A 24,344-nucleotide genomic window follows, 5' to 3' on the forward strand; every position below is an offset into this window, starting at 1 on the left:
AGGGCAAGCAGGACCAGGGCAAGCAGGACGCCGACCCGTCCCAGGACGACGCCGACTTCGACGGTGATGGCGATGGCGAGGGCGGGAGCCGCCGCAACCGTCGCCGTCGCGGCCGCGACCGCGCCAACCGGGCGACCCGCGAGCCCGACACCGAGGTGCGCGAGGACGACGTCCTCGTCCCGGCCGCCGGCATCCTCGACGTCCTCGACAACTACGCGTTCGTCCGGACGAGTGGCTACCTGGCCGGCGTCGACGACGTCTACCTCTCCTTGTCGATGGTGCGCCGCTATGGCCTGCGACGCGGCGACTCGATCACCGGTCAGGTCCGGCAGCCGCGCGAGGGCGAGCGTCGCGAGAAGTTCAACCCGATGGTGCGCATCGAGACGGTCAACGGCGCCGACCCGGAGCAGGCCCGCTCGCGGGTGGAGTTCGACGAGCTGACCCCGGTGTCGCCGAGCGAGCGCCTGCGTCTCGAGACCACGCCCGACAACCTCGTGGGTCGCGTCCTCGACCTGGTCGCCCCGGTCGGGAAGGGCCAGCGCGGCCTCATCCTGTCGCCGGCGGGGGCAGGCAAGACCACGATCCTGCAGTCGGTCGCCGCGGCCGTCACCGTCAACAACCCCGAGGCGCACCTGATGGTGGTCCTGCTCGACGAGCGTCCGGAGGAGGTCACCGAGTTCGAGCGCACCGTCAAGGGAGAGGTCGTCGCCAGCACGTTCGACCGTCCGGCCTCCGACCACACGACGATGGCCGAGCTGGCCATCGAGCGCGCGAAGCGACTGGTCGAGCTCGGGCACGATGTCGTCGTGCTCCTCGACGGCATCACCAGCCTCGGGCGGGCCTACAACCTGACGGCACCCGCCAGTGGCCGCGTACTGCCCGGCGGCGTCGACGCCGCGGCGCTGTTCCCGCCGAAGAAGCTCTTCGGCGCGGCGCGGTGCATCGAGAACGGCGGTTCGCTCACGATCCTCGCCACCGCGACCGTCGAGTCGGGTTCCAAGCTCGACGAGGCGATCCTGGAGGAGTTCACCGGCACGGCCAACCTGACCGTCCGGCTGCGCCGCGAGTACGCCGACCGCGAGGTCTTCCCCGCCATCGACCCGCTCGCCTCCAGCACCCGGCGCTCCGACCTGCTGCTCGCGGCGCAGGAGCAGACGATCCTGGCGGGCCTGCGTCGTCAGCTGGCCGAACGGGAGGGAATCGACGCGCTGACCCATGTGTTGGACCAGTTGCGGCGCACGCAGACCAACTACGAATTCCTGATGTCGGTCCGCAAGTCGTAGGATTGCCCCTTGGCCCGGTTCACGTCCGCACCAGCGAGGCGACCCGGTCCCCCTGAGAGAGGACACCCATGAAGAAGGACATCCACCCCGACTACGTCGTGACCCAGGTGACCTGCACCTGTGGCGCCTCGTTCACCACCCGCAGCACCGCGAACTCCGGCTCGATCCACGCCGACGTGTGCTCGCAGTGCCACCCGTTCTACACCGGCAAGCAGAAGATCCTCGACACCGGCGGTCGCGTCGCCCGCTTCGAGGCCCGCTACGCCAAGAAGGCTGCCAAGTAGCTTTCTCCGAGCGCCGGTCCGTCCCTGTCGGGGCGGACCGGCGCTCGTCATTTGTCCGGGTTCCGAGGCTCGCTGCGCTCGCACCTCAACCACCGCCACTGTCTGACGGAGTCACTGTGTTCGAAGCCGTGGAGGGCATGCTCGCCGAGCACGCCGAGCTGGAGACGCGACTGGCGCTGCCCGAGACGCACGCTGACGCCCGGCTGGCCCGCACCCTCAATCGCCGCTATGCCGAGCTCAACGCGATCATCGCGACGTGGCGGGAGTGGCGGCAGGCCGGTGAGGACGCCGAGGCCGCCCGGGAGCTGGCAGCCGATGACCCGTCCTTCGCGGACGAGGTCGAGGGGTTGCTCGCTCAGCAGGAGGAGGCGGCCGAGCGGCTGCGCCGACTCCTGGTGCCCCGTGACCCCGCGGACGACAAGGACGCCCTGCTCGAGGTGAAGTCCGGAGAGGGCGGCGAGGAGAGCGCGCTCTTCGCGGGCGACCTGCTGCGGATGTACGGCCGTTTCGCCGAGCGACGCGGCTGGAAGACCGAGATCCTGGATGCCAACGAGTCCGACCTCGGCGGCTACAAGTCGGTGACCGTCGCGGTGAAGGCGACCGGCAGCGTCGAGGCGGGCCAGACGCCGTACGCGCTGCTCAAGTTCGAGGGCGGGGTCCACCGCGTCCAGCGGGTCCCCGTGACCGAGTCCCAGGGCCGGATCCACACGAGCGCCGCCGGCGTGCTGGTCATGCCGGAGGCCGAGCAGGTCGATGTCGAGATCAACGACAGCGACCTGCGCATCGACGTCTTCCGCTCCTCGGGCCCGGGCGGCCAGAGCGTCAACACGACCGACTCGGCCGTGCGCATCACCCACGTGCCGACGGGCATCGTCGTGAGCTGCCAGAACGAGAAGTCACAGTTGCAGAACAAGGAGCAGGCGATGCGCATCCTGCGCGCACGGCTCCTCCAGGCTGCGCAGGACGCCGCGGACGCGGAGGCGAGCGACGCCCGCCGCAGCCAGGTCCGCACGGTCGACCGCTCCGAGCGGATCCGCACCTACAACTTCCCGGAGAACCGGATCTCCGACCACCGCACGGGCTACAAGTCCTACAACCTCGACCAGGTGCTCGACGGCGATCTCCAGCCGGTGCTCGACTCCTGTGTGGAGACCGACATGGCGGCCCGGCTCGCGGCGCTCGAGGAATGAGCGACACCCGACGGCTGGTCCGCGAAGCTGCCGACCGGCTGGCTGTCGCCGGCGTCCCCAGCCCCGAGTACGACGCCGCGGAGCTGCTGGCCCACGTCCTCGGCACCACCCGTGGCCGGCTCGCGCTCGTCGCCGAGATCGCCCCCGACCAGGCGGTCCGGTATGACGACCTGCTGGCCCGGCGGGCCGCCCGCGAGCCGCTCCAGCACCTGACCGGCAGCGCCGCCTTCCGCCACGTCGAGGTCGCGGTCGGACCCGGCGTGTTCGTCCCGCGGCCGGAGACCGAGCTGCTCGCCGGCTGGGCGATCGATCGCGCGCGCGAGGTCGTGGCCGCAGGGCAGACCCCGGTCGTCGTCGACCTCTGCACGGGCTCGGGCGTCATCGCCCGCAGCATCGTCGACGAGGTGCCCGCTGCCCGGGTCCATGCCGTCGAGCTCGACCCGGCGGCCCACGCCTGGGCCGAGCGCAATCTCGCCGGCACCGGCGTCGACCTGCGTCTGGGCGACCTCGCGACGGCGTTCGACGACCTCGTCGGCACGGTCGACGTGCTGGTCAGCAACCCGCCCTACGTCCCCCTCGAGGCCTGGGAGTCGGTGGCCACCGAGGCCCGCGACCACGATCCCCACCTCGCGCTGTTCTCCGGCGACGACGGGCTCGACGCGATCCGGGTGATCGCCAGTCGTGGGCTCCGGCTGGTGCGTCCGGGCGGTGTCGTGGGGGTCGAGCACGCCGACGTCCAGGGTGAGGCGGTCCCGGGCGTGTTCGCCGAGGTCGGGGGCTGGCAGGAGATCCGCGACCACCGGGACCTGGCCGACCGTCCGCGTTTCGCGACGGCACGCCGCCCGCGGTAGCGGACCCGGACGATGCGAGGATGGACTCCGTGAGTGCCGAGCGGTTCCCGACCGAGACCGACGAAGAGCGTGAGACGGCGCTGGACGCCGCCAGCCGCGCCGTCCGACGAGGCCGCCTCGTCGTCCTGCCGACCGACACCGTCTACGGCGTCGGCGCGGACGCCTTCGACCCGGACGCGGTCGCGCGCCTGCTCGCGGCGAAGGGGCGCGGCCGGGAGATGCCGCCACCGGTGCTGGTCGGCACCCTCGGCACCCTGGAGGCGCTGGCCACCCGGATGCCCGCCTACCTCGACGTGCTCGTGCAGCGGTTCTGGCCCGGCGCACTGACCGTGATCTGCCACCAGCAGCCGTCGCTGCAGTGGGACCTGGGCGACACTCGCGGCACCGTGGCGGTCCGCATGCCCGACCACGAGCTGGCCCGCCAGCTGCTCGACCGCACCGGTCCGCTGGCGGTGAGCTCCGCCAACCTGACCGGTGAGCCCGCTGCGCTCGACGCCGACGAGGCCGAGCGCATGCTCGGCGAGACCACCGCGGTCGTCGTGGATGGCGGGCCCGCGACCGGGGGAGTGGCATCGACGATCATCGACGCGACGGGGGAGCGACCGCGCCTGCTGCGTGCCGGGGCGATCCCGGTGGAGGTGATCGACGAGGCGCTCGCCGACCTCGGCCTCACCGTGGACACCGCCGCTCCCGGCGACGACGAGCCGGAGGCGTCGGGGCCGATCGAGGTGGAGGAGCCCGAGGCTCCGCCCGGCACCGAGATCGACGATGCGTGAATATCTCGTCGTCTTCATCGTCGCCGCGGTCGTCACCTACCTCCTGACGGTCGTCGCCCGGGAGATCGCGGTCCGGACGGGCGCGGTCGCCAAGGTGCGTGACCGTGACGTCCACGCCGAGCCGATCCCCTACCTCGGGGGGCTGGCCATGCTGGGCGGTCTCTGGGCCGCCTACCTCGTGGCGCAGCAGCTGCCGTTCCTGAGCACCCGCAACCCGTTCTCCGACGACGCCCTGTCCGTGCTCATCGCGGGCTCGCTGGTCTGCGCGGTCGGGATGGTCGACGACATCCTGGACCTCGACGCCCTGACGAAGTTCGGGGGGCAGTTGCTGGCCGTCGGCGTTTTGGTCTACTCCGGCATCCAGTTCAGCTACTTCTACCAGTCGAGCGGGACCGTGTTCTCGCTCGACCAGGCCCAGGGCGCCTTGCTGACCGCCTTCGTCGTGGTGGCCACCGTCAACGCGGTCAACTTCATCGACGGTCTCGACGGCCTGGCCGCCGGGGTGATCGGCATCAGCGCCGCCGCGTTCTTCCTGTTCTGCTACTCGCTGTCCTTCCTCAACGACGTCACCCGGGCCACCACGGGTGCCCTGCTCGCGGCGGCCCTCGCCGGCGCCTGCCTGGGCTTCCTCATCCACAACTTCCACCCCGCCCGGCTGTTCATGGGCGACAGCGGCTCGATGCTGATCGGCCTCGTCCTCTCCGCCACGGCGATCACCATCACCACCCAGTTCGCGCCCGGCGACCTCACCCAGGGCGCCGACGGCGCCCGGGCCAGCCTGCTGCCCGTCCTGCTGCCGGTGGCACTGCCGATCCTGATCCTGATCGTGCCCCTGGCCGACCTGGTCCTTGCCGTCGTACGACGCACGCGGGCGGGCCGGTCGCCGTTCGCACCCGACAAGCAGCATCTCCACCACCGGCTGCTGGAGATCGGGCACTCCCAGCGTCGCGCGGTCGTCATCATGTGGTTGTGGGCTGGTCTGATCGCCTTCGGGGTGGTCCTGGCCAGCCTGTTCACGGGCTCGGTCGTGTGGATGGCGCTCGGCGCCAGCACGGTCGTCACGGTGGCCCTGACGTTCGCGTTGCCGGCCGCTCACACCCCCGATGCGGAGTCCCCGGGGACTTTGTGATAACTTTCACGAACTCCCGGAGAAGCTCTTCCGGGGCCGTCCCGACCGCGACGAGAGAAACGGCCGCCGATGATGACGACCGCTGACCGCACCCCTTCCGTGGTGGCCCGTGCGGCCGCCGCGGCCGCGGCCGCGGCCGTCCTCCTTGTCGGCATCGGCGCTCTGGTCGGCGGAGCCGACGCGGTGCGCGGAGCGGCTGTCGGGGGAGTGATCGCCGTGGGCGTCTTCGCCTTCGGGGCCTTCAGTGTCGACACCGTCTCGCGTCTGATGCCGGCCGCCTCGCTGATGTTCGCGATGCTGACCTACACGCTGCAGGTCGTGCTGATGCTGATGGCCTTCGTGGTCCTCACCCGCTCGGGTCTGCTCGACGACCAGATCGACCGCGACTGGCTCGCCGGCGCCATCATCCTGGGCGCCATGGTGTGGATGCTGGTGCAGGTGCGACTGGCCACCACGGCGCGGATCCCGGCCTTCGAGCCGGCGTCCCCGAGGGCCTCCGGAGAGGTCCTCGAGCCCACGGTGCGGACCACGGCGGAGGGCGGTGCGCGATGACCCGAGCCGACTGCTATCGTTCGCGGCGCAATGAGTCAGCCCGAGGAGAAGCCCCAGGGCGATCCGTGGCGCGCGTTCGGCTACATCGTGGCCGGGGTCGCGTTCTACGGCTTCCTCGGTTGGCTCGCGGATCGGTGGCTCGAGACCCGATTCCTGGTCGCGGTCGGCATCATCGCCGGAGCCGCGCTGGGGATCTACATGACGGCCGCACGGTTCCGGGTGGATCCGCCACAGCAGCCGGACAGCACGAAGTCAGACGAGCAGTGAACGCAGAGGAGACCTGGTGACCTACGCAGCCACCATCAGCGCATCGGGCGACGAGTTCCACGCGCCGGGCCCGGCGATCTTCGAGCTGCCCTCGGTGTTCCCGTGGAACGGCGACGGTGTCGTCACCAAGCCGGTGCTCCAGCTGGTCGTCGCCGCTGTCGTGGTCTTCACGCTGCTCTACCTCGCGAGCCGCAAGCGGGCCCTGGTGCCCGGCAAGCTGCAGTTCGCCGGCGAGAGCGCCTACGGCTTCGTGCGCAACGGCATCGGCCGCGACATCATCGGCAGCCACGACTTCCAGCGCTACGTGCCCTACCTCGTCTCGCTGTTCTTCTTCATCCTGCTCAACAACCTCTTCGCGAGCATCCCGCTCTTCCAGTTCCCGACCTTCAGCCGTGCCGGCATGGCCTACGCGCTCGCGGGTCTGTCGTGGCTGGTCTACAACTACATCGGCATCCGCAAGCACGGGCTGATCGGTTACCTCAAGCTGCAGTGCGTGCCCTCGGGCGTCAGCCCGGCGATGTACCCGCTCCTCGTGCCGCTGGAGTTCTTCTCCAACATCCTGGTGCGCCCGGTGACGCTGGCCCTGCGTCTGTTCTGCAACATGTTCGCCGGCCACATCCTGCTCGTGCTCTTCGCGACCGGTGGCTTCCACCTGATCCTCGAGTACGGCGGCATCGGCTACGTCGCGGGCCCGCTTGCCCTCGTCCTGGCGGTCGTCGTCAGCTTCCTGGAGATGCTGATCCAGTTCCTCCAGGCCTACGTGTTCGTCCTGCTGAACGCCATGTACATCCAGGGCGCGCTCGCCGACGAGCACTGATCCACCGAACCTGAGCCGTCCGCTGGCTCAGGTTCACCCAGACCCTCACCTCAACAAGTAGTAACAACCGAAAGGAAGAAGCCGTGGAAGGCTCCGCAAACATGATCGGTTACGGCCTGGCCGCCATCGGTCCGGGTATCGCCATCGGTCTCATCTTCGCCGCCTACATCAGCGGTGTTGCCCGTCAGCCCGAGGCGCAGAGCCGTCTCCAGTCGATCGCGATCCTGGGCTTCGCGCTCGCCGAGGCGCTCGCCATCATCGGTATCGCGCTCGCCTTCGTTCTCTAGAGCCGACCGCTCTCCGCGATCGCCCGCTTCTACTAGATCGACAAGGTCAGGTCCATGAAGTCACTCTTGATCCTCGCCGCGACTGAGGGGGAGGAGCACAACCCCCTCATCCCGCTGTGGGAAGAGATCGCCATCTCCCTGGTGGTGTTCGGCATCCTCTTCTTCGCCGTCAAGAAGTTCGTTGTGCCGAACTTCGAGTCGACGTTCGCCGAGCGCACGCAGGCGATCGAGGGCGGCATCGCGGCGGCCGAGTCCAAGCAGGCCGAGGCGGACGCCAAGCTCGCCGAGCTCGAGCAGCAGCTGGCGGACGCCCGCCACGAGGCTGCCCGGATCCGCGAGGAGGCCCGCGAGCAGGGTGCCGCGATCGTGGCGGAGATGCGGGAGCAGGCCCAGGCCGAGTCCACCCGCATCGTCGACCACGCGCACACGCAGATCGAGGCGGAGCGCCAGCAGGCGATCACCTCGCTGCGTGCCGAGGTCGGCGCCCTCGCGACCGGTCTCGCGGGCCGGATCGTGGGCGAGTCGCTCGAGGACGACGCGCGCCAGTCGCGCGTGGTCGAGCGGTTCCTCGCCGAGCTCGAGACGGCGGACGCCGCGGGGGAGAACGCCTGATGGTGTCCTTCCGTGGCGCCTCCGCCGATGCCGTGGCCGTCCTCACCGAGCAGCTCGGTGGGGTCGGCGAGGGGTCGGCCGCCAAGGTGGCCGACGACCTCTTCTCCGCGGCGGCGACGATCCGTTCCGAGGCGACCCTGCGTCGCTTCGTGACCGACCAGTCGGTGGCCCCGGAGGCCCGCAAGGGTCTGGTGACCGAGCTGTTCTCGGGCAAGGTCGACGCGGTGACGCTCGGCCTGCTCGGGGAGGCGGCCTCCCGTCGGTGGACCAAGGGCCGCGACCTGGCCGACGCGCTCGAGCAGCTCGGCGTCATCGCTGCCGTTCGGTCGACCGGACTGCAGGGCAACCAGCTCGTCGACGAGCTGTTCGCCGTGCGCCAGACCGTCACGGGCAGCAGCGAGCTGCGCAACGCGCTCTCCGATCCTGCCCGTTCGGGCGCCGACAAGTCGGGCCTGATCGACAGCCTGCTCGCCGGCAAGGCGCTCGCGGCCACCGTCCAACTGGTCAAGCAGGCCCTCAGCGGCAGCTACCGCACCGTGGTGGCCGCACTCGAGGACTACGAGCGGGTCGCCGCCGCGGTCCAGGGTGAGGGAGTCGCCACGGTCCACGTGGCCCGGCCGCTCGCCGCCGCCGACCAGCAGCGACTGGCCACGGCCCTGTCCCGGCACTATGGGCGCACGGTCCACCTCAACGTCGTCGTCGACGCGGACGTCCTCGGTGGCGTTCGGGTCGAGATCGGCGATGACGTCATCGACGGCACCGTCTCCAGCCGCCTGGACGACGCCCGCCGCAAGATCGCCGGCTGACCCCGGCCCACCTGACTCAAGCAACGAAGAGGAAAGAGAAGGCACCTGAGATGACGGAACTCTCCATCCGTCCGGACGAGATCCGCGACGCCCTCGCCAAGTACGTCTCCGACTACGAGCCGTCGGCCGCCAGCAAGGAGGAGGTCGGCACGGTCGCCTCCGCCGCGGACGGCATCGCCCGTGTCGCCGGCCTCCCGTCGGCCATGGCCAACGAGCTCCTCGAGTTCGAGGACGGCACGCTCGGCATCGCTCTGAACCTCGAGGAGCGCGAGATCGGCGTCGTCGTCCTCGGTGACTTCGACAAGATCGAGGAGGGCCAGTCGGTCCGCCGCACCGGTGAGATCCTCTCGGTCCCCGTGGGCGAGGGTTACCTCGGCCGCGTGGTCGACCCGCTGGGTCGCCCGATCGACGGCCTCGGCGACATCGCCACCGACGGTCGCCGCGCCCTCGAGCTGCAGGCTCCCGGGGTCATGGCCCGCAAGTCGGTCCACGAGCCGCTCGCCACCGGCATCAAGGCCATCGACTCGATGACCCCGATCGGCCGTGGCCAGCGCCAGCTGATCATCGGCGACCGCGCCACCGGCAAGACCACGGTCGCGATCGACACGATCATCAACCAGAAGCAGAACTGGGACTCGGGCGACCCGACCAAGCAGGTCCGCTGCATCTACGTCGCCATCGGCCAGAAGGGCTCGACCATCGCCTCCGTGCGTGGCGCGCTCGAGGAGGCCGGCGCGCTGGAGTACACCACCATCGTCGCCGCCCCGGCGTCGGACAGCGCGGGCTTCAAGTACCTCGCCCCCTACACCGGCTCGGCCATCGGCCAGCACTGGATGTACGACGGCAAGCACGTCCTGATCGTGTTCGACGACCTGACCAAGCAGGCCGAGGCCTACCGCGCCGTGTCGCTGCTGCTGCGTCGCCCGCCGGGCCGCGAGGCCTACCCGGGTGACGTCTTCTACCTGCACAGCCGCCTGCTCGAGCGTTGCGCGAAGCTCTCCGACGAGCTCGGCGCCGGCTCGATGACGGGTCTGCCGATCATCGAGACCAAGGCCAACGACGTCTCGGCGTTCATCCCGACCAACGTCATCTCGATCACCGACGGCCAGATCTTCCTGCAGTCGGACCTCTTCGCGGCCAACCAGCGCCCGGCCATCGACGTCGGTATCTCCGTCTCCCGTGTGGGTGGCGCGGCGATGACCAAGGCGATGAAGGCCGTCACCGGCTCGCTCAAGGTCGACCTGGCGCAGTACCGCGCCATGGAGGCGTTCGCCATGTTCGCCTCCGACCTCGACGCGGCGTCCAAGCAGCAGCTGGCGCGTGGCCAGCGGCTGATGGCGCTCCTCAAGCAGCCTGCCTACTCGCCGTACCCGCTCGAGGAGATGACCGTCTCCCTGTGGCTGGGCACCTCGGGTCGCCTCGACAAGATCGAGACCGGCGACGTGCTCCGCTTCGAGAGGGAGTTCCTCGACCACCTGCGCCTCTCGCACGATGGACTGCTCGCGGCCATCCGCGAGTCCCAGAAGTTCGAGGACGAGGACGGCCTGGCGGCCGCCTACGACACGTTCCTGGGCCAGTTCGAGACCTCTGACGGCGGCAGCATCAAGGCCGGGCACGAGCCCGACGCCGAGGCGCTGGCCGACGACGAGCTCGAGCAGGAGCAGATCGTCAAGCAGAAGAGGGCGTGACGACCCATGGCCGTATCGCTGCGTGAGTACCGCGCGCGGATCAAGTCGACGGAGTCGATGAAGAAGATCACGCGCGCCATGGAGCTCATCGCTGCGTCCCGGATCATCAAGGCGCAGCAGCGGGCGAAGGCGGCAGCGCCGTACGCCCGGGAGCTGACGCGCGCCGTGTCGGCGGTGGCGACGTTCTCCAACGTGGACCACCCGCTGACCCGCGAGGAGGAGAACCCGCGCAAGGCCGCCGTCCTGGTCATCACCAGCGACCGTGGTCTGGCCGGCGCCTACTCCTCGAGCGTGATCAAGGAGGCCGAGCGGCTCACCGAGCGCCTCCAGGCGGAGGGCAAGGAGCTCGACTTCTACCTCGCCGGACGCAAGGCCGAGGCGTACTTCAAGTTCCGCGGACGTGACTACGTGCAGGCGTGGACCGGCTTCTCGGACCAGCCCGACTACGAGCACGCCGCGGAGATCGGCAAGGCGCTCATCGACGCCTTCCTGAAGGAGCAGGGCGAGGACGGGGATGTCGACGAGGTCCACGTCGTCTCGACGCGCTTCCGCTCGATGCTCGTGCAGGAGCCGGTCGCGGTGCGGCTGCTGCCGCTCGAGGTCGTCGAGGGCGAGGAGGCCCCCGAGGCCGACGAGCTGCTGCCGCTCTATGAGTTCGAGCCGTCGGCGGAGGCCGTGCTCGACGGACTGCTGCCGCAGTACGTCCAGAGCCGGATCTTCTACAGCCTGCTGCAGGCCGCGGCCTCCGAGCTCGCCGCCCGCCAGAAGGCGATGAAGGCCGCGACGGACAACGCCTCGGAGCTGATCAAGAAGCTGACCCGGGTGGCCAACCAGGCCCGCCAGGCCGGCATCACCCAGGAGATCAGCGAGATCGTCGGTGGCGTCAACGCGCTCGCCGACGCCCAGGCTGCGAACGACTGAACCACCCACCACACAACGGATCCAACGGAGTAAGACATGACTGCAACGGTTGAAGAGACCACCGCCAGCGGTGCGGCCTCGGTGGGTCGGATCGCGCGCGTTATCGGCCCGGTCGTCGACATCGAGTTCCCCGTCGACGCGATGCCCGAGATCTACAACAAGCTCGAGGCCGACGTCACGCTCGACGGCGAGACCACGTCCCTCGCGCTCGAGGTGGCCCAGCACATCGGCGACGGCATCGTCCGCGCCATCTCGCTGAAGCCGACCGACGGCCTGGTCCGTGGCCAGTCGGTGACCGACACCGGCGGCCCGATCACGGTTCCCGTCGGCGACGTCACCCTCGGCCACGTCTACAACGCCACCGGTGACGTGCTCAACCTGACCGAGGGCGAGGCCTACGAGGTCGGCGAGCGCTGGGGCATCCACCGCAAGGCGCCGGCGTTCGACCAGCTCGAGTCCAAGACCGAGATGTTCGAGACCGGCATCAAGGTCATCGACCTGCTCGCGCCCTACGTGACCGGTGGAAAGATCGGTCTCTTCGGTGGTGCCGGTGTCGGCAAGACCGTCCTCATCCAGGAGATGATCGCGCGCGTCGCCAAGAACCACGGTGGTGTGTCGGTGTTCGCCGGTGTCGGCGAGCGCACCCGTGAGGGCAACGACCTCATCGTGGAGATGCAGGAGGCCGGCGTCTTCGACAAGGTCGCCCTCGTCTTCGGCCAGATGGACGAGCCGCCGGGCACGCGTCTTCGCGTCGCCCTGTCCGCGCTGACGATGGCGGAGTACTTCCGCGACGTGCAGGGCCAGGACGTGCTGCTGTTCATCGACAACATCTTCCGATTCACCCAGGCCGGTTCCGAGGTCTCCACGCTGCTCGGCCGCATGCCGTCGGCCGTGGGTTACCAGCCGAACCTGGCTGACGAGATGGGCACGCTCCAGGAGCGGATCACCTCGACGCGTGGTCGCTCGATCACCTCGATGCAGGCCATCTACGTGCCGGCCGACGACTACACCGACCCGGCTCCGGCGGCGACGTTCGCGCACCTCGACGCCACGACCGAGCTGTCCCGTGACATCGCGTCGCAGGGCATCTACCCGGCCGTGGATCCGCTGACCTCGACCTCGCGGATCCTCGACCCGCAGTACATCGGTCAGGCGCACTACGACTGCGCGATCCGCGTCAAGCAGATCCTGCAGCGCAACAAGGAGCTCCAGGACATCATCGCGATCCTCGGTGTCGACGAGCTCTCCGAAGAGGACAAGATCATCGTGTCCCGCGCCCGTCGTATCCAGCGGTTCCTGTCGCAGAACACCTACGTCGCCAAGCAGTTCACCGGCATCGAGGGTTCGACGGTCTCCATCGCCGACACCATCGAGGCGTTCAACAAGATCGCCGACGGTGACTACGACCACGTCGCCGAGCAGGCGTTCTTCATGTGCGGTGGCCTGGACGACGTCGAGCGCAACTGGGCCGAGATCCAGAAGAGCCTCTGACCATGGCCGATACCGCTACGTCGACGCTGCACGTCGAGCTCGTCGCTGCCGACCGGACCGTGTGGTCCGGTGAGGCGGCGATGATCATCGCGCGCACCCACGAGGGCGACATCGGCGTGCTGCGCGGTCACGCGCCGACGCTGTCGCTGCTCTCGCCGTCGGTGGTCGAGATCCAGGTGGCCGACACCAACCAGCTCGTGGTGGCGGCCGTGGACGGCGGGTTCCTCTCCGTGGCCAACGACCGGGTGTCGGTCCTCGCGGAGCGGGTCGAGATGGCCGAGGACATCGAGGTGTCCCAGGCCGAGGTCGACCTGGAGGAGGCCCGTCGCGTGCTCGACTCGAGCAACGAGGCCGAGCAGAGGGTCCGTCACGCCGAGGCGCGCATCCGTGCGGCCGAGAAGGTCAAGAAGGGCATCTGAAATCTAGATGGCATGGTGGGAGTGGCTCCTCGACGTCTGTGGCGCCTTCCTGCTCCTGTGTGTGCTGTACGGCGCCGGACTCATCGTCCGGCGCCGTCTGCTCTCCCGGCACGGTGGCACCTTCGAGCTGAGCCATCGGCATCGCACCGCGGCGCCGGAGCGCGGTTGGGTGCTGGGCATGGGCCGCTACTCCGGCGAGCGGCTGGAGTGGTTCCGGGTCTTCTCCCTCTCGCCCCGCCCCAAGCGCACCTGGGACCGTGATGAGCTCGAGTACGACGGTCGGCGCGAGCCCGCCGGCGCCGAGCAGGCGTCGCTCTATCCCGATCACCTCGTCATCCGCTGCCAGTCGCCGGAGGGCGTGGTCGAGCTCGCGATGAGCGTCTCCTCGCTCGTCGGCTTCCAGGCCTGGCTCGAGGCCATGCCCCCCGGCACCGACTGGAACCGCCGCTGAGCTGGATGCGCGAGCCCGGAACCGTCAGTCGGCGAACAGCCCCCGGATGTCGTCGGCGCCGATCGAGGTGCTCATCGCGCCGTCGCCGTCGATGACCTGGGCGAAGAGCTCGGCCTTGCGGGCCTTGAGCTCCATCACCTTCTCCTCGATCGTCTCGGTCGCGACGAGGCGGTAGACGTGGACGTGCTGCGTCTGGCCGATCCGGTGGGCACGGTCGACGGCCTGCGCCTCCGCAGCCGGGTTCCACCACGGGTCGAGCACGAAGACGTAGTCCGCCTCGGTGAGGGTGAGCCCGACCCCGCCCGCCTTGAGGGAGATCAGGAACACCGGCGCCGCACCGCCACGGAACTCCTCGATGACTCCAGCCCGGTCGCGGGTGGCGCCATCGAGGTAGGTCGTGCCGATGCCAGCCTCGTCGAGCCGGGTGCGCACGCGAGCGAGGAACGAGGTGAACTGGCTGAAGACGAGAGCCCGGTGTCCTTCGGCAGTGATCTCCTGCAGGTGCTCGACGAGCATGTCGAGCTTGGCCGAGCCGACCCGCTCGTGCTCGGCGTCGACGAGCGCGGGGTCGAGGGCCAGCTGTCGCAGACGGGTCAGCGCGCTGAAGATGGCGACGCGGTTGCGGTCGAAGTCCTCGACGAGCCCGAGGATGCGCTGTCGCTCCTTGGCCAGGTGGGTGTCATAGATCTTGCGATGCCTCGGGCCGAGGTCGACGGCGAGGACCTGCTCCTGCTTGGGCGGCAGGTCCGCAGCGACGAGCTCCTTGGTGCGGCGCAGCAGGAACGGCTTGATCCGGGCGCGGAAGCGGTCGAGGACGACCTTGTCGCCGGACCTCTCGACCGGGCGGACGACACGTTCGGTGAACTGACGTGGCCACGGATAGAGGCCGGGGACGGTGATCGAGAGCAGTGCCCACAGCTCCATCAGCCGGTTCTCGAAGGGGGTGCCGGTCACGGCGAGCTTGAAGCCGGCGTCGAGCGCGCGGACGGCGGCGTACGTCTTGCTCTGGTGGTTCTTGACCTGCTGCGCCTCGTCGATGATCACGCCTGACCAGGCGGTGCACTCGTAGTGCTCCTGGCCCAGGCGCAGGAGGGTGTAGGTGGTCACGACGAGGTCGTTGTCGCGGGCGATGGCGGCGACGTCATCGGTGCGTCGCTCGATGACGCCGACGCGGAGCCCGGGAGTGTGTCGGGTGGCCTCGCTCGCCCAGGCGGTGACGACGCTGGTCGGCGCGACCACGAGGAAGGGCGCGTCGAGCGGGCGCACGGCGCGGGCGTGGGCGATGAGGGCCAGGACCTGCAGGGTCTTGCCGAGCCCCATGTCGTCGGCGAGGATGCCGCCGAGTCCGTGCTGCCACAGGAATGCCAGCCACCAGAAGCCCTCGCGCTGATAGCTGCGCAGCTCGGTGGTCAGGCCGCGCGGCTCGGGGCGAGGGATGTCGGTCAGGTCGCGCAGGGCCTGGGCACGCTCGACCCACGCCGCCACCTGCTGGTCGACGATGCCGGTCTCGGCGAGCTGGGCCCACAGGCCGAGGTCGTGGTGCCCCACGCCGATCCGGTCGCCGTCGCGCTCGCGCAGCTCCGCGGCTGCCGCCACCGTCTCCCGCAACCGGTCGAACTCGGGCCGGTCGGTCGTGAGGTAGAGCCCGCTGGGCAGGACGAGGTATTCAAGGTCGAGGGTCAGCGCAGCGAGGACGTCGGGGAGCGGGATCGTCTCCCCTGCGACGCGGATGGTGACGGCGAGGTCCAGCCAGTCGGTGACGCCGTCGACCTCCTCACCCGGCTCCGGCTCGACCAGCTCGAACCGGATCTCCGGAGCGTCGTCGGTCTCGCGGAAGTCGGGCCGCTCCTCCTCGACGACGGTGACGTCCGCCAGGGTGCGCAGGTGCGGAAGGTCGTGGATCGCGAAGGACAGTGCATCGCCCTCCGTGGCCGCGGTGCGTTGTACGGCCCCCTCGGGCAGCGTGGAGAGGATCGCCTGCTCCGCCTCCATGTCGCGTACGCCGCCCAGCGGATCCCTGCTGCGCAGGCCACAGGTGCGCGCGGAGGGGCCGTCGCCGTAGTGCCACGACCAGTCGAGGGACGCCTTCGTGGCGGAGTGCCAGGTCACGGTCAGCAGGAGCGTGGGTCGAATCGGCTCGGGCAGCGCGATCCCGGAGTCACCGGGCCGGACGGTCAGGTGGCGCATCAGGGCCGGCAGGGTGGCGACGAACTCGCCGGTCTCCGCCGCGGGGATCTCGACACCAGCCCCGTCCAGGAGGTGGCGCAGTGACGTCGGCATCGGCTGCTCCAACGACGTCAGCAGCAGTTGCTGGTCGACGTCGAGGAGGCCGACGATCGTGGCGGGGGATCCGACCGGGATGACCTCGTCCCCGCGCCACTCGCGCTCGTCGCGGGCGACCGCGGCCCCCACGTGGGTGCCGCCGTTGCGGGCACGATCCAGGTCGAGCACGACCGCGGCGTCGTCCTCGGCGATCTCGACCCTGCGCGGACCTCCTGCGGCCACGAGCTCCACTCCGGCGTCGCGCGCCTCTCGCAGCGCCCGGAGGACGGTCGGCCCGAATTCGGCGAGCAGGGGCGGCATGCCGGTGGAGTGATAGCTGCGGTGGCCCGACCACAGGTTGTGCAGTGCGAGCACGGTCCTGGCCTGTGCTGCCGGGAAGGCCGACGGGGCACGGGTCACGTCGGTCCAGTCCGCCCCCGTGCGGATCCAGCGGCCGGTGCGGCCCCAGCGCAGCGGGCGCAGGTGGAGGGTCGCGCCCTGCGATGCATAGTGTCGGCGCGGCTCGACCAGGGAGATCTCGAGCGCGAGCGCCACCTGGTCCCGCGGGTCCGGAAGCTGCCGGTCCAGCTCGGAGACGACGGTCTCCAGGGTGCGCCGCCAGGCAGAACCAGCCGGCGACGCGGTGGTCGCGAACCCCTGACGCAGGGTCAGGGCCAGTGCCGCTCCGTGCTTGCACAGCGAGCGGACGGGACAACTGCAGACGGTGAACAGCCACCCCGCATAGCTGGCCGACCGGGCTTCCGCGTGGAGCTGCACGTGATAGGGCTCGTCGCGGGACCCCTGGACCTCGGCGGTCGCCGTGACCGCGTCGGGGCTGAGCTTGCCGATCTCCGGGCGTCGTACCGACCCAGCGGCGACGACGGCGCGGCCGCGCTCCAGCGCCCCGGAGTCGAAGTGCGACGCCAGGAAGTCATCGGTGAGTTGGGAGAGGATCGACATCGCGGTCCATCGTGGCACGCGCGTCCGCGGGAAGTGGGTCTCGTCCACAGCCCCGGCCGAGGAGTCTGCTGCGTTCGGGCTCGGGTCTCGTGACGCGTCGCTGGCCCGCTTGCTTCGCCGCGCGGGTCAGCCGACGCTCCTCGACCTTCGGCCGTGATCCGCGGCTTCGTTCCTCAGCCGCGGCGGCCTCCGGGCACCCAGAGGACGTCGCCCTGCTCGCGGTTGGCGTGCCGGGCGAGGATGAAGGCGAGGTCGCTGAGCCGGTTGAGGTAGGTGATCGCGAGCGGGTTCATCACGGCGGCGTGCACCTCGTGCGCGGCCCACGCCGCACGCTCGGCGCGCCGGATGACGGTCCGGGCGACGTGCAGCTGGGCGGCGGCCGGCGTGCCGCCGTTGAGGATGAAGGAGCGCAGTGCGGGCAGCGGCTCGTTGTAGTGGTCGCACCACCCCTCGAGGCGATCGACGTAGTCCTGCTCGATGCGCAGCGGCGGGAACTCGGGGTCCTCGACGACCGGTGTGCAGAGGTCGGCGCCGACGTCGAAGAGGTCGTTCTGGACATGGGTGAGCACCGCGACCACATCCTCCTCGAGCCCCCCGGTCGCGATCGCCACGCCGAGGTGGGCGTTGGCCTCGTCGACGTCCGCGTAGGCGGCCAGACGCAGGTCGGTCTTGGTCGTCACGCTCATGTCACCCAGGCGGGTCTCGCCGGCGTCGCCGGTGCGGGTGTAGATGCGCGTCAGGTTGACCATGAGCCGAGGGTAGCCAAGGTGAATGGCGAACTCGCGGGGGGTCGAATGCAACCTTTCGGGTATCTGGAGCGTCATGGTGGATGAGAGGCAGGACCACCAGCCGGCTCGGGAGGCCAGGATGCGGGAGCGCAAGGTGCAGGTCGGGAGACGTCGGGACGAGGGCAGTGCTCTCCGTGCTGTCGAGAGCACCGTCGACATTCACACGGACGGTGGCGTCCTGGTGCTCGGCGGCGACCTCGACGTCCGCAGCACCGGCGAGGTGCGCGCCGCGGTCCACCAGCACCTGCGTGACAGCGGCCCCGATGCCGAGGGCCGCATCGTCGTGGACATCAGCCGGGTGGCCTCGGTCGATGCCACCGCCCTCAAGGTGATCGCGGCGGCGAGCAGGCAGGCGCGTCGACGTGGGGTCCGTGTGGTCCTGCGCGGTACCTGCCCGGCCGTGCTGCGGATGCTGCACCTGACTCATCTCATCCGGCTCATCGACGTCGAGAGGGTGCCGGCAGCGGTCTGATGGACCACCGCCACGGCGGTATCGAGTCCCGCCGAAACGGGACTGCGTGTGGAAAATCGCACAGCGGTCATCTGTTACCAACCGGTAGTGATCGCACCTACGCTTCGCCTATGAGCACCACGCCTGACACTGCCGCCACGCCCGAGAAGGCCTCGCACCCCAAGGACCGCCCCTGGGTGATGCGGACCTACGCCGGCCACTCGACGGCCGAGGCGTCCAACGCGCTCTACCGCACCAACCTGGCCAAGGGCCAGACGGGACTCTCGGTCGCGTTCGACCTGGTCACGCAGACCGGCTACGACCCCGACAGCCCGATGGCCCGCGGTGAGGTCGGCACGGTCGGCGTACCGATCCCGCACCTCGGCGAGATGCGCAAGCTCTTCAAGGACATTCCGCTCACCGACATGAACACGTCGATGACGATCAACGCCGTCGCGATGTGGATGCTCGCGATGTACCAGGTGGTCGCCGAGGAGCAAAACCAGGAGATGGAGCCGGCCGAGGTCGCCAAGCTCCTGTCGGGCACGACGCAGAACGACATCATCAAGGAGTACCTGTCGCGCGGGACCTACGTGTTCCCGCCCGAGGCCTCCCTCCGGCTGATCGCCGACATGATCGCCTACACGGTCAACTACATCCCGAAGTGGAACCCGATCAACATCTGCAGCTATCACCTGCAGGAGGCGGGCGCCACGCCGACGCAGGAGCTGGCCTACGCCCTCTGCACGTCGATCGCCGTGCTCGACCAGGTCAAGAACTCCGGCCAGGTCAGCGACGAGGACTTCGAGAAGGTCGTCGGCCGGATCTCCTTCTTCGTCAACGCCGGCGTCCGCTTCATCGAGGAGACGTGCAAGATGCGCGCCTTCACCGAGCTGTGGGACGAGATCGCTCGCGAGCGCTATGGCGTCCAGGACCCGAAGATGCGCCGCTTCCGCTATGGCGTCCAGGTGAACAGCCTCGGCCTCACCGAGGCGCAGCCGGAGAACAACGTGCAGCGGATCGTGCTCGAGATGCTCGGCGTGACCCTGTCCAAGAGCGCCCGCGCCCGCGCGGTGCAGCTGCCCGCGTGGAACGAGGCCCTGGGTCTGCCGCGGCCGTGGGACCAGCAGTGGTCCCTGCGCCTGCAGCAGGTCCTGGCCTTCGAGTCCGACCTGCTGGAGTACGACGACATCTTCGACGGCTCACACGTGATCGAGGCCAAGGTCGCCGAGCTCAAGGAGAGTGCGCGGGCCGAGATGGATCGGGTCCAGGCGATGGGCGGCGCCATGGGTGCCGTCGACTACATGAAGTCCGAGCTGGTCTCCTCCCACGCCCGTCGCCGGGCCCGGATCGAGGCCGGCGAGGAGATCATCGTCGGTGTCAACAAGTACGAGACCACCGAGCCGTCGCCCCTCACCGCCAACCTCGACGACGCGATCATGACCGCCGACCCGAAGGCCGAGGAGGCTGCCAAGGCATCGGTCGAGGCGTGGAAGGCCCAGCGCGACGAGGCGGAGGTCGCCGAGGCGCTGGCGAAGGTCGCCGAGGACGCCAAGTCCGGCGAGAACCTGATGCAGGCCACCCTCGCTGCGGCCCGCGCGGGTGCGACCACGGGGGAGTGGGCCGGGACGCTGCGTGAGGTCTTCGGCGAGTTCCGGGCGCCGACCGGTGTGTCCGGTGCCGTCGGTGTCGCGGAGGCGGGTGCCGAGCTGAGCGCGGTCCGCGAGGCCGTCCGTACGACGGCCGACGAGCTCGGCGGCCGACTGCGCCTGCTCGTCGGCAAGCCCGGCCTCGACGGCCACTCCAACGGCGCCGAGCAGGTGGCCGTGCGCGCGCGCGACGCCGGCTTCGAGGTCATCTACCAGGGCATCCGGCTCACGCCCGAGCAGATCGTCGCCGCGGCCGTGGCCGAGGACGTGCACTGCGTCGGCCTGTCGATCCTCTCCGGCTCGCACATGGAGCTGGTGCCGGCCGTCCTTGACGGGCTCAAGGCCGCCGGCATGGACGACGTCCCCGTCATCGTGGGCGGCATCATCCCCGACTCCGACGGCCGCAAGCTCGTCGAGCTCGGCGTCGCTGCGGTCTACACGCCGAAGGACTTCGGCCTCACCGAGATCATGGGCGGCATCGTCCAGGTGATCCGCAGGGCCAACGGCCTCTAGGACGCATCAGTCCGAGTCGATCGCGCGGGCGATCGACTCGGCATCGCGGCCGACGACCGCCGTACCGGCACCGATCAGGATCGGTCGCTGGATGAGGCGCGGATGCTCGGCGAGCAGTGCCACCCACGCGTCATGCTCGGACTCGTCCTTCGCGGGCAGCTCGACGCCGAGCTTGCGCGCGTCGGCGGTGCGGGTGATGTCCCAGGGAGCCAGGCCCAGCCGGGCGAGCACGTCCTCGAGCTCGGCCACGGTCGGCGGCTCGTCCAGATAGCGTCGTACGACGTAGTCGGTGCCTGCCGTGCGCAGCTCGGACTCCGCGGTGCGGCTCTTGGAGCACGACGGGTTGTGCCAGATCTCGATCACGGGGCCACCGTAGCGATCCCGATCACCCGTGACGCACGTCACGGCTGTTAGGTCTGCCTAGCCTCATCGCTTATCCTGCTGTCGTGGGCAAGGACAAGAAGAAGTCGAAGGGCAAGCTCAAGAAGCTGCCCAAGACGAAGTGCTGCGTGTCGAAGTCGCGCTGCGGTCGCTGCCCCATCCGCATGCTCAAGGAGGGCACCCTCCCCGCCGGCTACACCGTCAAGAAGCGGGTCCTGGTCCGCGCGGACGGCAAGAAGGTCAGCAAGAAGCAGCTGCAGAAGGCGGCCTGAGGGTCCACTAGGGTTCTCCCCATGGCTGCCCCACGCTTCACCGACCAGCTCAACACCCAGATCGGCAACGAGTTCGCCGCGCACAACCAGTACCTCGCGTGCGCCGTCTACTACGACGCCCTGACGATGCCGCGGCTGGCGGGCTTCTTCTACGGCCAGGCGCTCGAGGAGCGCCAGCACGCGATGATGATGGTGCAGTACCTCCTCGACACCGACGCCGACGTGGAGATCCCGGGCGTCGAGGCCCCGACCGCGACCTTCGACGACATCACCGCTCCGATCGCCCTGGCGCTCGCCCAGGAGAAGAAGGTCACGGAGCAGATCTACGGCCTGCTGCGCATCGCGCGCGAGGAGAACGACTACGCCTCCGAGCAGTTCATGCAGTGGTTCATCAAGGAGCAGGTCGAGGAGGTCGCCACCATGAACGACCTGCTGGCCGTCGTGACCCGCAGCAAGGCCGACATCAACGCGATCGAGGACTGGGTGGCCCGCGAGGCCGGTGGCGAGTCCGCCGACGCCACCGCGCCGCCCGCTGCCGGCGCCTGACGCTCCGCCCGTCCGGTCAGGCGGCCGTCCGCGCCGCGTGGCGACGGCGATAGAGCCACCGAGCCGCCACCAGGCCGAGCGCCAGCCCGGCGACGCCGCCGATCCCCGGCCCGGTGCGGTCGTCGGCCGTGCCGCCGACGACCATCCCGAGCACGCTGACGGTGATCGCCAGCATCAGGATGGCGGCGTTGAAGAAGATCTCGCGGAAGTAGAGACGGGTGAAGCTCTCGCCCGGCCGGGCGGCAGCCGCCGCGGGGGCCGGGTCTGCGACCGGTGCTGGCGCGACAGGCGCTGCGGCCGGCGCGGGGGGGAGTGGGATGGCCTTGACGACCGCCGCGGCCGGCAGCCGACCGTAGATGTGCGGGAAGGTCTCGCTGCCGCCCGGGCTCGCCGGCTCCTCGACGACGGGTACGTCGAGCAGATCGGTGTCGATGTGCAGCAGCACCAGCGGCTCGGTGACGTCGGCATAGAACCGGTCGCGCACGCCGGTCCACTGGTCGGCACGGCTGGCGTGGATGAATCCTTCCTCCGCGAGGCTGCGCCCCCGCGTGGAGATCGTGTAGCTGCCGGACACCTCCGCCTCGGCCCAGTCCGAGGCGAGGGCGAGGTGGAAGATCGTGGCCATCAGAAGAGCCGGTCCTCGACGTTGTCGATGCCGCGCAGGGCGTCGTAGTCGACGACCGCGCAGGTGATGCCGCGGTCCTCGGCGAGGACGCGGGCCTGCGGCTTGATCTCCTGGGCGGCGAAGATGCCGCGCACCTTGCCGCGGCCGGTCAGCAGGGGATCGCGGTTGAGGAGCTCCAGATAACGCGTCAGCTGCTCGACGCCGTCGATCTCTCCGCGCCGCTTGATCTCGACGGCGACGCTGAGGCCCTCGCCGTCACGGCACATCAGGTCGACCGGACCGATTGCCGTGGGGAACTCGCGCCGGACCAGGGTGAGACCCTCGGCGAGGGTCATCGGGTGCTCGGCCAACAGCTCCTGGAGATGCTTCTCGACGCCGTCCTTCTGCAGACCGGGGTCGAGGCCGAGCTCGTGCCGGGAGTCGTGGTGGATCTCCTCGATGAGGATCCGCAGCGTGTCGGGGGTCTGGCCCTTGGGCGCCTTCGCGGTCACGGTCCACTCGACCTGGCCGTCCTCGGTGGTGGCCTCACGGACCGTGCAGGGCGGCGACATCCAGTTGAGGGGCTTGTAGGAGCCGCCGTCGGAGTGGACCAGCACGGATCCGTCGGCCTTGAGCATCAGGACCCGGGTGGCCATCGGGAGATGGGCGGTCAGTCGGCCGGCGTAGTCCACCTGGCAGCGCGCCACGACGAGTCTCACGGGCGACGAATCTACCGTCCCGCGCGCGGCGCCGGCGGACGGGCCCGGTCGTGGACGAGGGGCCGGTCGTTGACCGGCGCTCCCCTGCGCGAACCCCCGTTCCGACGTGGTGGAACTGAGTCGCTGTGACGTCGGTCTCGATCCGTCTCGCATGGTTACCGACGGGTAGCCACAGCTCCCCAGTGGTGTCAGAATCCGGCCCATGACCTCGAGTGAGCAGATCTTCAACACCCTCGTGCTGCCGTACCTCAACCACGCGGTGCGCACCTACGAGTCGGGCTACGCCTCCGTGGCCGACATCGACGCCGCGATGCGCTTCGGCTGCGGCTACCCCAAGGGCCCGCTGACCGTGGTCGACGAGCTCGGCGCCGCCACGGTGCGTGACCTGCTCGCCGCGCGGTACGCCGAGACCGGCGACCACCTGCACGAGCCGGCCGGCCTGCTCGAGAAGCTCGTCGCCGAGGGCCGCACGTTCGCCGACGAGGCCGCGGCCGCAGGCGAGGCCGCCGCGCCGACGTTCAAGCACGACATCGCCAAGGTCGGTGTCGTCGGCACCGGCACGATGGCCTCCGGCATCGTCCAGGTCTTCGCCCAGGCCGGCTATGACGTCGTCTACGTCGGCCGCAGCCAGGACAAGCTCGACGGCGTCGTCGGCTACATCACCAAGAACCTCGACCGCGCCATCGCCAAGGGCAAGGGCACCGAGAAGGACAAGGACGCGCTGCTGGGCCGCCTCACCGGAGCGACCGAGCGCGAGGCGCTGGGCGACGTCGACATCGTCGTCGAGGCCATCGCCGAGGACCTCGACATCAAGCTCGAGCTCTTCCGCGACCTCGACCGCATCTGCAAGCCCGGCGCGATCCTGGCGACGACCACCTCCTCGCTCCCGATCACGAAGCTCGGCGAGGCCACCGGACGCCCGGCCGACGTCATCGGCATGCACTTCTTCAACCCGGCACCGGTGATGAAGCTCGTCGAGATCATCACCACCCCGGCGACCTCCGCCGACGTCGACGAGACCGTCCGCGCGCTGACCGCCAACGTCAAGAAGGTCGGCGTCTCCGCCGGCGACCGCTCGGGCTTCATCGTCAACCTGCTGCTGTTCCCCTACCTCAACGACGCGATCCTCCTGCACGAGGGTGGCGAGGAGATGGCGACCATCGACGCCGCCATCAAGGAGACCGCCGGATTCCCGATGGGTCCCTTCGAGCTGCTCGACGTCGTCGGCAACGACGTGTCGCTGGCCATCCAGAAGGAGCTCTTCGGCGAGTTCGGCGAGCCCGGCTTCAAGCCGGCGGCGCTGCTCGAGGAGAAGGTCGCCGAGGGCAAGCTCGGTCGCAAGACCGGCGAGGGCTTTCACAACTACGCCAAGTAG

27 protein-coding genes are annotated in these 24,344 nt (G+C 69.8%); 22 read left to right on the forward strand and 5 right to left on the reverse strand.

The window, feature by feature from the left end:
• The 17 genes from rho to E9934_RS02040 all read left to right on the forward strand — a co-directional run.
• A partial coding sequence (gene rho / locus E9934_RS20125) for a transcription termination factor Rho (RefSeq protein ID WP_238694695.1) occupies window positions 1-1,283 on the forward strand: 1,283 nt, incomplete at its 5' end.
• A 68-nt stretch (window positions 1,284-1,351) separates the two neighbouring features.
• The gene (gene rpmE, locus E9934_RS01965; protein ID WP_136561130.1) at window positions 1,352-1,567 is read left to right on the forward strand and encodes a 50S ribosomal protein L31; all 216 of its coding nucleotides are present in this window, start codon (window positions 1,352-1,354) and stop codon (window positions 1,565-1,567) included.
• Window positions 1,568-1,683: 116 nt separating this feature from the next.
• A complete protein-coding gene (gene prfA, locus E9934_RS01970; protein WP_136561131.1) occupies window positions 1,684-2,757 on the forward strand; it encodes a peptide chain release factor 1 in 1,074 nt (357 codons plus the stop codon).
• Window positions 2,754-3,608 (forward strand): peptide chain release factor N(5)-glutamine methyltransferase, encoded by an 855-nt coding sequence (gene prmC, locus E9934_RS01975; protein ID WP_136561132.1) that lies wholly within the window; start codon window positions 2,754-2,756, stop codon window positions 3,606-3,608. Before prfA ends, prmC begins: the two co-directional genes overlap by 4 nt.
• A gap of 29 nt (window positions 3,609-3,637) precedes the next feature.
• Complete coding sequence (locus E9934_RS01980; protein ID WP_238694696.1) at window positions 3,638-4,384, forward strand: L-threonylcarbamoyladenylate synthase; 747 nt, start codon at window positions 3,638-3,640, stop codon at window positions 4,382-4,384.
• Window positions 4,377-5,513, forward strand: a complete 1,137-nt coding sequence (locus tag E9934_RS01985; RefSeq protein ID WP_136561134.1) for a glycosyltransferase family 4 protein — start codon at window positions 4,377-4,379, stop codon at window positions 5,511-5,513. The genes E9934_RS01980 and E9934_RS01985 overlap by 8 nt, the downstream gene beginning before the upstream one ends.
• Before the next feature lie 69 nt (window positions 5,514-5,582).
• On the forward strand, window positions 5,583-6,065 hold the full coding sequence (locus E9934_RS01990; RefSeq protein WP_136561135.1) for a hypothetical protein: 483 nt from the start codon (window positions 5,583-5,585) through the stop codon (window positions 6,063-6,065).
• A 30-nt stretch (window positions 6,066-6,095) separates the two neighbouring features.
• On the forward strand, window positions 6,096-6,332 hold the full coding sequence (locus E9934_RS01995) for an AtpZ/AtpI family protein (RefSeq protein ID WP_136561136.1): 237 nt from the start codon (window positions 6,096-6,098) through the stop codon (window positions 6,330-6,332).
• Between the two features lie 16 nt (window positions 6,333-6,348).
• A complete protein-coding gene (gene atpB, locus E9934_RS02000) occupies window positions 6,349-7,149 on the forward strand; it encodes a F0F1 ATP synthase subunit A (RefSeq protein ID WP_136561137.1) in 801 nt (266 codons plus the stop codon).
• A gap of 101 nt (window positions 7,150-7,250) precedes the next feature.
• Window positions 7,251-7,436, forward strand: coding sequence for an ATP synthase F0 subunit C (gene atpE, locus E9934_RS02005; RefSeq protein ID WP_193556853.1), 186 nt, complete (start codon window positions 7,251-7,253; stop codon window positions 7,434-7,436).
• 54 nt (window positions 7,437-7,490) lie between these two features.
• Window positions 7,491-8,048, forward strand: coding sequence for a F0F1 ATP synthase subunit B (locus tag E9934_RS02010; protein ID WP_136561139.1), 558 nt, complete (start codon window positions 7,491-7,493; stop codon window positions 8,046-8,048).
• Complete coding sequence (locus E9934_RS02015; protein WP_136561140.1) at window positions 8,048-8,854, forward strand: F0F1 ATP synthase subunit delta; 807 nt, start codon at window positions 8,048-8,050, stop codon at window positions 8,852-8,854. Before E9934_RS02010 ends, E9934_RS02015 begins: the two co-directional genes overlap by 1 nt.
• Before the next feature lie 50 nt (window positions 8,855-8,904).
• On the forward strand, window positions 8,905-10,542 hold the full coding sequence (gene atpA / locus E9934_RS02020; protein WP_136561141.1) for a F0F1 ATP synthase subunit alpha: 1,638 nt from the start codon (window positions 8,905-8,907) through the stop codon (window positions 10,540-10,542).
• Window positions 10,543-10,548: 6 nt separating this feature from the next.
• Window positions 10,549-11,463: a F0F1 ATP synthase subunit gamma gene (locus E9934_RS02025; RefSeq protein WP_136561142.1), complete on the forward strand. Its 915-nt coding sequence runs from the start codon at window positions 10,549-10,551 to the stop codon at window positions 11,461-11,463.
• 36 nt (window positions 11,464-11,499) lie between these two features.
• Entirely contained in the window at window positions 11,500-12,954 is a 1,455-nt protein-coding gene (atpD, locus tag E9934_RS02030) for a F0F1 ATP synthase subunit beta (RefSeq protein ID WP_136561143.1), read from the forward strand.
• Window positions 12,955-12,956: 2 nt separating this feature from the next.
• Entirely contained in the window at window positions 12,957-13,373 is a 417-nt protein-coding gene (locus tag E9934_RS02035) for a F0F1 ATP synthase subunit epsilon (RefSeq protein WP_136561144.1), read from the forward strand.
• A 7-nt stretch (window positions 13,374-13,380) separates the two neighbouring features.
• A complete protein-coding gene (locus E9934_RS02040; RefSeq protein ID WP_136561145.1) occupies window positions 13,381-13,824 on the forward strand; it encodes a DUF2550 domain-containing protein in 444 nt (147 codons plus the stop codon).
• A 24-nt stretch (window positions 13,825-13,848) separates the two neighbouring features.
• Here E9934_RS02040 and E9934_RS02045 read toward each other — a convergent pair whose 3' ends face one another.
• Window positions 13,849-17,046 (reverse strand): DEAD/DEAH box helicase, encoded by a 3,198-nt coding sequence (locus E9934_RS02045; protein ID WP_136561146.1) that lies wholly within the window; start codon window positions 17,044-17,046, stop codon window positions 13,849-13,851.
• A 173-nt stretch (window positions 17,047-17,219) separates the two neighbouring features.
• On the reverse strand, window positions 17,220-17,795 hold the full coding sequence (locus E9934_RS02050; RefSeq protein ID WP_136561147.1) for a cob(I)yrinic acid a,c-diamide adenosyltransferase: 576 nt from the start codon (window positions 17,793-17,795) through the stop codon (window positions 17,220-17,222).
• Window positions 17,796-17,913: 118 nt separating this feature from the next.
• Here E9934_RS02050 and E9934_RS02055 point away from each other — a divergent pair, with 118 nt between their 5' ends.
• Together E9934_RS02055 and E9934_RS02060 are read left to right on the forward strand one after the other, a co-directional pair.
• Window positions 17,914-18,306, forward strand: coding sequence for an STAS domain-containing protein (locus E9934_RS02055; protein ID WP_136561148.1), 393 nt, complete (start codon window positions 17,914-17,916; stop codon window positions 18,304-18,306).
• A 110-nt stretch (window positions 18,307-18,416) separates the two neighbouring features.
• Window positions 18,417-20,447: a protein meaA gene (locus tag E9934_RS02060; protein WP_136561149.1), complete on the forward strand. Its 2,031-nt coding sequence runs from the start codon at window positions 18,417-18,419 to the stop codon at window positions 20,445-20,447.
• Window positions 20,448-20,453: 6 nt separating this feature from the next.
• Here the strand turns inward: E9934_RS02060 and E9934_RS02065 are convergent, their stop codons facing one another.
• On the reverse strand, window positions 20,454-20,810 hold the full coding sequence (locus E9934_RS02065) for an ArsC/Spx/MgsR family protein (RefSeq protein ID WP_238694697.1): 357 nt from the start codon (window positions 20,808-20,810) through the stop codon (window positions 20,454-20,456).
• A gap of 83 nt (window positions 20,811-20,893) precedes the next feature.
• Between E9934_RS02065 and E9934_RS02070 the strand changes: the two genes are divergently transcribed.
• Complete coding sequence (locus tag E9934_RS02070; RefSeq protein WP_202977160.1) at window positions 20,894-21,100, forward strand: hypothetical protein; 207 nt, start codon at window positions 20,894-20,896, stop codon at window positions 21,098-21,100.
• 21 nt (window positions 21,101-21,121) lie between these two features.
• Entirely contained in the window at window positions 21,122-21,646 is a 525-nt protein-coding gene (locus E9934_RS02075) for a ferritin (protein WP_136561151.1), read from the forward strand.
• 16 nt (window positions 21,647-21,662) lie between these two features.
• Here the strand turns inward: E9934_RS02075 and E9934_RS19970 are convergent, their stop codons facing one another.
• Window positions 21,663-22,271, reverse strand: a complete 609-nt coding sequence (locus tag E9934_RS19970) for a DUF952 domain-containing protein (protein ID WP_202977161.1) — start codon at window positions 22,269-22,271, stop codon at window positions 21,663-21,665.
• Entirely contained in the window at window positions 22,271-22,969 is a 699-nt protein-coding gene (nucS, locus tag E9934_RS02085; RefSeq protein ID WP_193556854.1) for an endonuclease NucS, read from the reverse strand. Before nucS ends, E9934_RS19970 begins: the two co-directional genes overlap by 1 nt.
• Before the next feature lie 202 nt (window positions 22,970-23,171).
• Between nucS and E9934_RS02090 the strand changes: the two genes are divergently transcribed.
• Window positions 23,172-24,344, forward strand: a complete 1,173-nt coding sequence (locus E9934_RS02090) for a 3-hydroxyacyl-CoA dehydrogenase family protein (RefSeq protein ID WP_136561153.1) — start codon at window positions 23,172-23,174, stop codon at window positions 24,342-24,344.

This window comes from Nocardioides caeni (assembly GCF_004912195.1).
In the GTDB taxonomy this organism is placed as follows: domain Bacteria; phylum Actinomycetota; class Actinomycetes; order Propionibacteriales; family Nocardioidaceae; genus Nocardioides; species Nocardioides caeni.

Excerpts from the sequence above, each read along its gene's own strand:
- rpmE (WP_136561130.1), top strand. The coding sequence starts at position 1,352 with ATGAAGAAGGACATCCACCCCGACTACGTCGTGACCCAGGTGACCTGC.
- prmC (WP_136561132.1), top strand. The coding sequence starts at position 2,754 with ATGAGCGACACCCGACGGCTGGTCCGCGAAGCTGCCGACCGGCTGGCT.
- E9934_RS01985 (WP_136561134.1), top strand. The coding sequence starts at position 4,377 with ATGCGTGAATATCTCGTCGTCTTCATCGTCGCCGCGGTCGTCACCTAC.
- E9934_RS01990 (WP_136561135.1), top strand. The coding sequence starts at position 5,583 with ATGATGACGACCGCTGACCGCACCCCTTCCGTGGTGGCCCGTGCGGCC.
- E9934_RS01995 (WP_136561136.1), top strand. The coding sequence starts at position 6,096 with ATGAGTCAGCCCGAGGAGAAGCCCCAGGGCGATCCGTGGCGCGCGTTC.
- atpE (WP_193556853.1), top strand. The coding sequence starts at position 7,251 with ATGATCGGTTACGGCCTGGCCGCCATCGGTCCGGGTATCGCCATCGGT.
- E9934_RS02010 (WP_136561139.1), top strand. The coding sequence starts at position 7,491 with ATGAAGTCACTCTTGATCCTCGCCGCGACTGAGGGGGAGGAGCACAAC.
- E9934_RS02015 (WP_136561140.1), top strand. The coding sequence starts at position 8,048 with ATGGTGTCCTTCCGTGGCGCCTCCGCCGATGCCGTGGCCGTCCTCACC.
- atpA (WP_136561141.1), top strand. The coding sequence starts at position 8,905 with ATGACGGAACTCTCCATCCGTCCGGACGAGATCCGCGACGCCCTCGCC.
- E9934_RS02025 (WP_136561142.1), top strand. The coding sequence starts at position 10,549 with ATGGCCGTATCGCTGCGTGAGTACCGCGCGCGGATCAAGTCGACGGAG.
- atpD (WP_136561143.1), top strand. The coding sequence starts at position 11,500 with ATGACTGCAACGGTTGAAGAGACCACCGCCAGCGGTGCGGCCTCGGTG.
- E9934_RS02035 (WP_136561144.1), top strand. The coding sequence starts at position 12,957 with ATGGCCGATACCGCTACGTCGACGCTGCACGTCGAGCTCGTCGCTGCC.
- E9934_RS02040 (WP_136561145.1), top strand. The coding sequence starts at position 13,381 with ATGGCATGGTGGGAGTGGCTCCTCGACGTCTGTGGCGCCTTCCTGCTC.
- E9934_RS02045 (WP_136561146.1), bottom strand. The coding sequence starts at position 17,046 with ATGTCGATCCTCTCCCAACTCACCGATGACTTCCTGGCGTCGCACTTC.
- E9934_RS02050 (WP_136561147.1), bottom strand. The coding sequence starts at position 17,795 with ATGGTCAACCTGACGCGCATCTACACCCGCACCGGCGACGCCGGCGAG.
- E9934_RS02055 (WP_136561148.1), top strand. The coding sequence starts at position 17,914 with ATGCGGGAGCGCAAGGTGCAGGTCGGGAGACGTCGGGACGAGGGCAGT.
- E9934_RS02060 (WP_136561149.1), top strand. The coding sequence starts at position 18,417 with ATGAGCACCACGCCTGACACTGCCGCCACGCCCGAGAAGGCCTCGCAC.
- E9934_RS02075 (WP_136561151.1), top strand. The coding sequence starts at position 21,122 with ATGGCTGCCCCACGCTTCACCGACCAGCTCAACACCCAGATCGGCAAC.
- E9934_RS19970 (WP_202977161.1), bottom strand. The coding sequence starts at position 22,271 with ATGGCCACGATCTTCCACCTCGCCCTCGCCTCGGACTGGGCCGAGGCG.
- E9934_RS02090 (WP_136561153.1), top strand. The coding sequence starts at position 23,172 with ATGACCTCGAGTGAGCAGATCTTCAACACCCTCGTGCTGCCGTACCTC.